Source organism: Ruegeria sp. YTSA168, assembly GCF_059610045.1.
The window spans coordinates 1-1,511 of sequence record NZ_JBXWMW010000036.1; the positions used below are offsets into that span (position 1 = coordinate 1).

Genomic DNA, 1,511 nt, shown 5'->3' on the forward strand with positions numbered 1-1,511 from the left:
GTGTCTGTCGTCATATAAAATGGGACATCAGAGCGGCTTGAACATTGGAGGCTCTGGTTCGGTTGTGTGATTGATTATGCTGCTTGTTTTTGATGTTGCAAGCGGCGCTGTCGGATCGTCAGTTTCTTGATCTTTTCCCTTTCTCTTAGAATGGCTTTGTCCCTACCAAAGTAGACGTCAGCGGGTGTGACGTTGTTCAGGCTCTCATGGTAGCGTTGGTTGTTGTAGTAATCGACGAAGGTCCCGATTTGGCGTTCGAGATCACCGGGTAGGTAGTAGTTCTCGAGCAGAACCCTGTTCTTCATGGTCTGATGCCATCGTTCTATTTTGCCTTGAGTTTGCGGGTGGAATGGCGCTCCGCGAACATGGTCCATCTTCTGATCCTCCAGCCATTTGGCCAGATCGCCAGAGATGTAACAGGATCCATTGTCGCTGAGCAGACGGGGTTTGTGTCGGACCACGGCCTTGTCGCAACCTGATGCTGCCAGAGCCAACTCGATCGTGTCTGTTACGTCCTCAGCACGCATATTTGTGCAAAGCTTCCAGGCGATGATGTAGCGGCTGTAGTCGTCGAGGATGGTGGACAGGTAATACCAGCCCCAACCAATGATCTTGAAGTAGGTGAAGTCGGTCTGCCACATCTGGTTGATGGCGGTCGTTTTGTCTTTGAACTGGTCTGCCGCCTTGATCACCACATAATCTGGTGCGGTGATCAGATCCGCTGCTTTCAGAATTCGGTAAGCTGATGATTCAGAGACAAAATACCGCTTCTCATCAGTATACTTAACCGCCAGCTCCCGCGTAGTCAGCGCCTCATGTTCCAGCGCGAACTCGATGAGATCGTCACGGCGGGCATCAGGGATGCGGTTCCAGACCGACTTTGGATGCGGCGAACGATCTGCCAAAGCATCAAAGCCGCCTTCGACATATCGGTCATACCACCGGTAAAATGTGGTGCGCGGTATACCCAGCATATCAAGGGTCATCTTTGTGGGCAGATGCGACGCTTCAACCGTGAGGATGATCTCCAGTTTCTCAGACGCAGGATACCTCATTCCTCGAACTCCCCAGCCCCTGTCATGCTTTTTTTGAGCAGACGGTTTTCAAGGGTTAGGTCGGCAACGCATTCTTTCAGAGCCATGGCCTCAGATCGCAATTCCTTCACCTCAGGCGATGTCGCCTGACGCGCTGTGTCGCCGGAAAGACGCCGCTTTCCAGCCTCAAGGAATTCCTTCGACCAAGTATAATACAGGCTGTCAGAGATGCCCTCCCGGCGACACAACGCAGAGATGCTTTCCTCCCCGCGCAATCCGGCCAAAACAATCCGGATTTTCTCCTCCGCCGAGTAAGTTTGGCGGGTCTTGCGGCGGATATTTTTGACCAGCTTGTCAGCTGCGTCTTTCGATGTTCCGGGCTTCTTGTTCATCTTCGCTCCTTAAAGGCTACGATGAACCAGAAACCCTCCGTTGTTCAAATCCTCAAATCTGTCCCATAGGTGCTGACGTCAGACA

General features: G+C 52.3%; 1 protein-coding gene. It reads right to left on the reverse strand.

The annotated features are described in order from the left end of the window. Positions 1-74: 74 nt before the first annotated feature. Positions 75-1,426, reverse strand: a protein-coding gene (locus AC2FFE_RS20870; protein ID WP_496847610.1) for an IS3 family transposase whose coding sequence is annotated in 2 segments (ribosomal slippage) — positions 75-1,090 and positions 1,090-1,426 — 1,353 coding nt in all. Because the reading frame shifts where the segments join, the coding sequence is not laid out codon by codon here. Between the last annotated feature and the right edge of the window lie 85 nt (positions 1,427-1,511).